This window comes from Streptomyces sp. NPDC060205 (assembly GCF_042728395.1).
Classification (GTDB): Bacteria; Actinomycetota; Actinomycetes; order Streptomycetales; family Streptomycetaceae; genus Streptomyces.
In genome coordinates this window covers 24,523-31,435 of the sequence record NZ_JBHWZP010000087.1, presented here as the reverse complement: position 1 = coordinate 31,435, position 6,913 = coordinate 24,523, and the positions used below count along the sequence as shown (strand labels likewise).

Sequence of the window (6,913 nt, the reverse complement as noted above, 5' to 3'; positions counted from 1 at the left end):
CCACGGCGGGCCCGCAGGCGAAACCCGGTGGGCCGGGGCGCAGCCCCGTCTTTCAGGGGCGCGGGGAACTGCGCGGCCGGCCACGGCGGGCCCGCAGCCGGAGTCTGGATCTCAGTGGTGGTTCTGGGCCAGGCGGAGCAGGTGGTCCGCCAGGGCCTGGCCGCCCGTCGGGTCGCGGCTGATCAGGAGCAGCGTGTCGTCGCCCGCGATCGTCCCCAGGATGTCCTGCAACTCCGCCTGATCGATGGCCGAGGCGAGGAACTGCGCGGCCCCGGGAGGCGTACGCAGAACCACCAGGTTCGCCGACGCCTCCGCGGAGATCAGCAGCTCCGCGGACAGCCTCCGCATCCGCTCCTCCTTCGCCGACTCCCCCAGCGGAGCGCGAGGCGTCCGGAAACCCCCCTCGCTCGGCACCGCGTAGATCAGGTCGCCGTCGTTGTTGCGGATCTTCACCGCGTTGAGCTCGTCCAGGTCCCGCGACAGCGTCGCCTGCGTGACGTGCAGCCCGTCGTCGGAGAGCAGTTTCGCCAACTGGCTCTGGGAGCGCACCGGCTGCCGGTTGAGGATGTCCACGATCCGGCGGTGGCGTGCGGTGCGGGTCTGCGGAACCGCAGGTCCCGCGTGGTCGTGATCCTGCGCCTGAGTCATCGTCGTCTCATTCTCCGGTCATTCCCCGGCTCGTCCGTCCCCGTTGGACCCGTTGGCCCCGTCGGTCACCGTGTCGAGAACACCGGGAAGGGCCCCGAGGAACGCGTCCACCTCGTCCTCGGTGATGTTCAGGGGCGGCATCAGCCGTACGACATCGGGGGCGGGCGCGTTCACCAGGAGGCCGGCGTCCTGAGCCGCCTGCTGCGCCCGGGGCGCGAGCGGCTCGGTGAGCACGATACCCAGGAGGAGCCCGGAGCCACGGACATGGTCGACCAACGGGTGTCCGAGGGACTCGATTCCCTCGCGCAACTTCTCGCCGGACCGCTTCACGTTGTCCAGCAGTCCCTCGGACTCGATCGTGTCGAGGACGGCGAGCCCCGCCGCGCAGGCGACCGGGTTGCCGCCGAACGTCGTGCCGTGGTGACCGGGCTTCAGGAACTGGGCGGCGCGCCCGAAGGCGACGGTCGCGCCCAGCGGCAGCCCGCCGCCGAGGCCCTTGGCGAGCGTGACGATGTCCGGCAGGACACCCTCGTGGGCCTGGTACTCGAACCAGTGCCCGGTCCGGCCGACCCCGGTCTGCACCTCGTCCAGGACGAGGAGGCTGCCGGTGGCCGCGGTGATGGCACGGGCCGCCTTCAGATAGCCGGGGGGCGGCACGACCACACCGTTCTCGCCCTGGATCGGCTCGATGACGACGAGCGCGGTGTCCTCGGTGACGGCGGCGGCCAGCGCCTGCGGGTCCCCGTACGGGACGTGGGTGACGTCGCCGGGCAGCGGCAGGAACGGATCCCGCTTGCCCGGCTGGCCGGTGAGCGAGAGCGCGCCCATGGTGCGGCCGTGGAAGCCGCCGTCGGTGGCGACCATGTGCGGGCGGCCGGTCAGCCGGCCGATCTTGAAGGCGCCCTCGACGGCCTCGGCCCCCGAGTTGCAGAAGTACACGCGGCCCTCGCGTCCGAAGAGCTGGAGGAGCCGTTCGGCGAGCGCGACGGGCGGTTCGGCGACGAAGAGGTTGGAGACATGGCCGAGGGACGCGATCTGCCGGCTCACGGCCTCGACGATCGCCGGGTGCGCGTGGCCGAGCGCGTTGACCGCGATGCCGCCGACGAAGTCCAGGTACTGGGTGCCGTCGGCGTCCCACAGCCTGGTGCCGGCGCCGCGGACGAGCGGCAGCCTGGGGGTGCCGTAGTTGTCCATGAGCGCGCCCTGCCAGCGCCGGGTGAGCGCCTCGTTGGCAGTGTTGGCGGTGTTGGCGGTCATGCGTCAGCGTCCCCCTCCGCATCGGGCACGACCATCGTGCCGATGCCTTCGTCCGTGAAGATCTCCAGCAGGATCGAGTGCTGGACCCGGCCGTCGATCACGCGGGCGGTGTTCACGCCGTTGCGCACGGCGTGCAGACAGCCCTCCATCTTCGGCACCATGCCGCTGGCCAGCTCGGGCAGCAGCTTCTCCAGCTCCTTGGCGGTGAGCCGGCTGATGACCTCGTCGGAGTTCGGCCAGTCCTCGTAGAGGCCCTCGACGTCGGTGAGGACCATCAGTGTCTCGGCGCCCAGCGCCGCAGCGAGTGCCGCAGCCGCCGTATCAGCATTGACGTTGTAGACATGTCCGTCGTCCTGACTGCGGGCGATCGAGGAGACGACCGGGATGCGGCCGTCGGCGAGCAGTGCCTCGATCGCGCCCGTGTCGATCGCGGTGATCTCGCCCACCCGCCCGATGTCGACCAACTCCCCGTCGATCTCGGGCTGGTGCTTGACGGCGGTGATGGTGTGCGCGTCCTCGCCGGTGAGTCCCACGGCGAGCGGACCGTGCTGGTTGAGCAGTCCGACGAGTTCGCGCTGGACCTGCCCGGCGAGCACCATGCGTACGACGTCCATGGCGTCCTCGGTGGTGACCCTGAGGCCCGCCTTGAACTCGCTGACGATGCCGTGCCGGTCCAGGGCCGCGTTGATCTGCGGGCCGCCGCCGTGCACGACCACGGGCTTGAGCCCGGCCTGGCGCAGGAACACCACGTCCTGCGCGAACGCGGCCTTCAGGTCCTCGTCGATCATGGCGTTGCCGCCGAACTTGATGACGACGGTCTTGCCGTTGTGCCGGGTCAGCCAGGGCAGTGCCTCGATGAGGATCTGCGCCTTGGGCAGCGCGGTGTGCTTACGGGTGGCGCTCATGACGAGTACGCGCTGTTCTCGTGGACGTACTCCGCGGTGAGGTCGTTGGTCCAGATCGTGGCGGTCTCCGTGCCTGCGGCGAGGTCGGCGACGATGTGGACCTCCCGGTAGCGCATGTCGACCTGGTCGCGGTCCTCGCCGACGGAACCGTTTTTGCAGACCCAGACGCCGTTGATGGCGACGTTCAGCAGGTCGGGCTCGAAGGCGGCGGAGGTCGTGCCGATGGCGGAGAGCACGCGGCCCCAGTTGGGGTCCTCGCCGTGGATGGCGCACTTGAGGAGGTTGTTGCGGGCGATGGAGCGGCCCACCTCGACGGCGTCGTCCTCGCTCGCCGCGTTCACGACCTCGATCCTGATGTCCTTGCCCGCGCCCTCGGCGTCCCGGATCAGCTGCTGGCCGAGGTCGTCGCAGACGGCCCGTACGGCCTCGGCGAACTCCGCGTACTCGGGGGTGACTTCGGAGGCACCGGAGGCGAGCAGCAGCACGGTGTCGTTGGTCGACATGCAGCCGTCGGAGTCGACGCGGTCGAAGGTGACCTTCGTGGCCGCCCGCAGCGCCCTGTCCAGGCTGTCGCTGTCGACGTCGGCGTCCGTGGTGAGGACGACGAGCATCGTGGCGAGGCCGGGGGCGAGCATGCCCGCGCCCTTGGCCATGCCGCCGACGGTCCAGCCGTCGCCCTGCACGACCGAGGTCTTGTGGACGGTGTCGGTGGTCTTGATGGCGATGGCGGCCTTCTCGCCGCCGTGTTCCGACAGGGCCGCGGCGGCCTGCTCGACGCCCGGCAGGAGCTTGTCCATGGGGAGCAGGATGCCGATGAGGCCGGTGGAGGCCACGGCCACTTCGGCGGCGTTCTGACCGAGGACCTCCGCCACCTTCTCGGCGGTGGCGTGCGTGTCCTGGAAGCCCTTGGGTCCCGTACAGGCGTTGGCGCCGCCGGAGTTGAGGACGACGGCGGTCAGCTGCCCGCCCTTGAGGACCTGCTCGGACCACAGCACCGGCGCGGCCTTCACGCGGTTGGAGGTGAAGACGCCCGCGGCGGCGAGGCGGGGCCCGTTGTTGACCACGAGGGCCAGGTCGGGGTTGCCGTTCTCCTTGATCCCGGCGGCGATGCCCGCCGCCGTGAACCCCTTGGCTGCCGTGACACTCACGGTGCGACTCCGATCGTGGAAAGCCCGGTGGCCTCGTCGAGTCCGAGGGCGATGTTCATGCTCTGGAGGGCACCGCCCGCGGTGCCCTTGGTGAGGTTGTCGATGGCGCTGATCGCGATGATGCGCCCCGCGGCGGCGTCGTACGCGACCTGCACCTGAACGGCGTTGGAACCGTGGACGGACGCGGTGGCGGGCCACTGCCCCTCGGGCAGCAGGTGCACGAACGGCTCGTCCGCGTACGCCTTCTCGTAGGCGGCCCGTACCGACTCCGCGGTGACGCCGGGCTTCGCCCTGGCGCTGCACGTGGCGAGGATGCCCCGGGACATCGGGGCGAGGGTCGGGGTGAAGGAGACGGTGACGGGCCCGTCCGCGACCGCGCCGAGGTTCTGGATCATCTCGGGGGTGTGCCGGTGGCCGCCGCCGACGCCGTACGGGGACATGGACCCCATGACCTCGCTGCCGAGCAGATGCGTCTTGGGGGACTTGCCGGCGCCGGACGTCCCGGACGCGGCGACGACGACGGCCTCGTTCTCGGCGAGGCCCGCCGTGTACGCGGGGACGAGCGCCAGCGTGACGGCCGTCGGATAACAGCCGGGTACCGCGATGCGCCTGGACCCCTCCAGCGCCGCGCGGGCACCCGGCAGCTCGGGCAGGCCGTAGGGCCAGGTCCCGGCGTGCGGTGAGCCGTAGAACCGCTCCCAGTCGGCCGCGTCCTTCAGCCGGAAGTCGGCGCCCATGTCGACGACCAGGACGTCCGGGCCGAGCTGCTCGGCCACGGCGGCGGACTGTCCGTGGGGCAGCGCCAGAAAGACGACATCGTGCCCCGCGAGGACCTCGGCCGTGGTCTCCTGGAGCACGCGGTCGGCCAGCGGCAGCAGGTGCGGCTGCAGGGCGCCGAGCCGCTGTCCCGCGTTGGAGTTGCCGGTCAGGGCGCCGATCTCGATCTCGGGGTGCACCAGGAGCAGACGCAGCAGTTCCCCGCCCGCGTACCCACTCGCTCCGGCCACTGCCGCACGTACCGCCATGGAACCCTCCTCTTGGATGGCATGACTATACGATTCGCTGCACGTTTATGCAATCTTGCCTGAGTGAGTACCCACGTCACAGGAGTTATATTCTTCGTCCTCAGGGCGGAGCGAAGTAACGGTGGTACCGGAACCGACATCCCGCCGCAGAGAGTCTTTGACACCAGCCCCGTCCCTACGGACGCGCGTGTCTCGACTGCTGGAGGGCGTGTCAGGTGTACCCGCTGCAAGATTCCGACCCGACGGACATGGGCCGCTACCGTTTACTGGGACGGCTCGGTTCCGGCGGCATGGGAAGCGTCTACCTCGGCCGGACGCCCGGGGGCCGGCCCGCCGCGGTCAAGGTCATCAACGCCCATCTCCAGTACGACCCGGCGGCGTTGCAGCGCTTCCGCCGTGAGGTGGAGACGCTGGGAACCATCCGCAACGCCTTCACCGCGGCGCTCATCGACGCCGAGGTGGACAGCCCGCCGTTCTGGATGGCGACCGAGTACGTGCCCGGCCCGACGCTGGCCGACGCGGTCGCGGCGGCAGGGCCATTCCCGGTCGACCTCGGCCGTGCCGTGCTGGCCGCGCTGGCCGAGGGCCTCGCGGACGTCCACGTGCACGGTGTGCTGCACCGGGACATCAAGCCGCAGAACGTCATCCTGTCGGCCACGGGTCCCCAGCTCATCGACTTCGGGATCGCCCGCAGCGAGGACATGGCGAACATCACGCAGGTCGGCACCGCGATAGGCACCCCGGGGTTCATGGCCCCGGAGACCCTGACCCGCAGCGAGGCGGGTCCGCCGTCCGACGTGTTCGCGCTGGCCGTCACGGTGGCCTACTGCCTCACCGGCCGCGCGCCGTACGGGCAGGGCTCGCTGGCGACCGTCTCCTACCGCACCGTCCACGAGGACATGGACCTCGCCGGGGTTCCCGCGGAGATGGCCGAACTGCTCGCCCTGTGCGCGCACAAGGACCCGGCCATGCGCCCGGAGCCGCAGCGCATCGTGGAACTCTGCGCCAGCGAGACCGACATCGTGCGCCACCCCGCCTACCAGCGGATCATCGCCATGGCGCCCGCCTCGGACGTGCCCGCGGCCACCGCTCCTCCCACGCCGCCCGCGCCCTCGGTGCCGTACGCCCCCACGAGGGTCGACGCCACCGCACCCACCGCGTCCGTCGACGCCGCGTCCCTGCCGGGCGCCCTGCCCTCACCTGCGGCCCCGGCGCCGGCAACCGTCGCCCAGACACGGTTCCTGGCGTCCCCGCCGCCGACCGGACCGGCCGGCACTCCCCCGCGGGGCACCCGGCCCCCCTGGTACCGCCGCACACCGCTCATCGCCGCCGGCGCCGTGGTCACGGTCGCCGTCGTGGTGGCCGCCGTGTTCGCCCTGCAGAGCTCCGGCTCGGGCGCCGAGGCCAAGGACCCGAAGGGGTCGGCGAGCCGCGGCGACTCCCACCGGAAGACGTCCGGCGCCGGCGATCCGGAGGCGAGCAGGAAGCCGGAGGCGAGCGAGGAGGCCGAGAGCCCCGAGCCCCTGCCGGAGACACTGACGGTCCAGCCCCGGCGCACGCTGCAGACAGGTGAGTTCCTGCAGACCGCGCACATGAAGCTGATCATGCAGCCGGACGGCAACCTCGTCGCCTACGACGTGAACGACAAGGCCACGTGGGCGTCCCTCACCTCCGGCGAGAACTACAAGGCCGTGTTCCAGGAGGACGGCAACCTGGTCGTCTACACCGCCGACGACAAGCCGGTGTGGGCCACCAACACGGGATACCCCGACGGAGGGGCCGTCCTCGAACTCCGCGCCGACGGCAGCTTCGCCGTCACGAAGAACGGCCAGGACCTGTTCCTGAGCACCAAGGACACCACCGAGAAGGGCTGACCCGACGTCGCGCCGGGGCGGCCCGGGCGGCTGCCGCCGCACCCGGACCGCCCGGC

Annotated in this window: 6 protein-coding genes; 1 reads left to right on the top strand and 5 read right to left on the bottom strand. The window is 71.2% G+C overall.

The features are described from left to right. Positions 1-111: 111 nt before the first annotated feature. Genes ACFWGJ_RS17715 through argC form a run of 5 tightly spaced genes read right to left on the bottom strand, consistent with a single transcriptional unit; the run spans position 112 to position 4,983 of the window. On the bottom strand, positions 112-648 hold the full coding sequence (locus tag ACFWGJ_RS17715) for an arginine repressor (RefSeq protein ID WP_384808324.1): 537 nt from the start codon (positions 646-648) through the stop codon (positions 112-114). Positions 649-666: 18 nt separating this feature from the next. Then, complete coding sequence (locus ACFWGJ_RS17710) at positions 667-1,905, bottom strand: acetylornithine transaminase (RefSeq protein ID WP_387325178.1); 1,239 nt, start codon at positions 1,903-1,905, stop codon at positions 667-669. Next, complete coding sequence (gene argB / locus ACFWGJ_RS17705) at positions 1,902-2,810, bottom strand: acetylglutamate kinase (protein ID WP_387325175.1); 909 nt, start codon at positions 2,808-2,810, stop codon at positions 1,902-1,904. Before argB ends, ACFWGJ_RS17710 begins: the two co-directional genes overlap by 4 nt. Beyond that, positions 2,807-3,958: a bifunctional glutamate N-acetyltransferase/amino-acid acetyltransferase ArgJ gene (gene argJ, locus ACFWGJ_RS17700; protein ID WP_387325172.1), complete on the bottom strand. Its 1,152-nt coding sequence runs from the start codon at positions 3,956-3,958 to the stop codon at positions 2,807-2,809. Before argJ ends, argB begins: the two co-directional genes overlap by 4 nt. Beyond that, positions 3,955-4,983 (bottom strand): N-acetyl-gamma-glutamyl-phosphate reductase, encoded by a 1,029-nt coding sequence (gene argC, locus ACFWGJ_RS17695; protein ID WP_387325170.1) that lies wholly within the window; start codon positions 4,981-4,983, stop codon positions 3,955-3,957. The genes argJ and argC overlap by 4 nt, the downstream gene beginning before the upstream one ends. 215 nt (positions 4,984-5,198) lie before the next feature. Between argC and ACFWGJ_RS17690 the strand changes: the two genes are divergently transcribed. After that, entirely contained in the window at positions 5,199-6,857 is a 1,659-nt protein-coding gene (locus tag ACFWGJ_RS17690; protein WP_387325167.1) for a protein kinase, read from the top strand. Positions 6,858-6,913 lie beyond the last annotated feature (56 nt).

Coding starts and splice junctions, on each gene's coding strand:
- ACFWGJ_RS17710 (WP_387325178.1), bottom strand. CDS start 1,905: ATGACCGCCAACACCGCCAACACTGCCAACGAGGCGCTCACCCGGCGC.
- ACFWGJ_RS17715 (WP_384808324.1), bottom strand. CDS start 648: ATGACTCAGGCGCAGGATCACGACCACGCGGGACCTGCGGTTCCGCAG.
- argB (WP_387325175.1), bottom strand. CDS start 2,810: ATGAGCGCCACCCGTAAGCACACCGCGCTGCCCAAGGCGCAGATCCTC.
- argC (WP_387325170.1), bottom strand. CDS start 4,983: ATGGCGGTACGTGCGGCAGTGGCCGGAGCGAGTGGGTACGCGGGCGGG.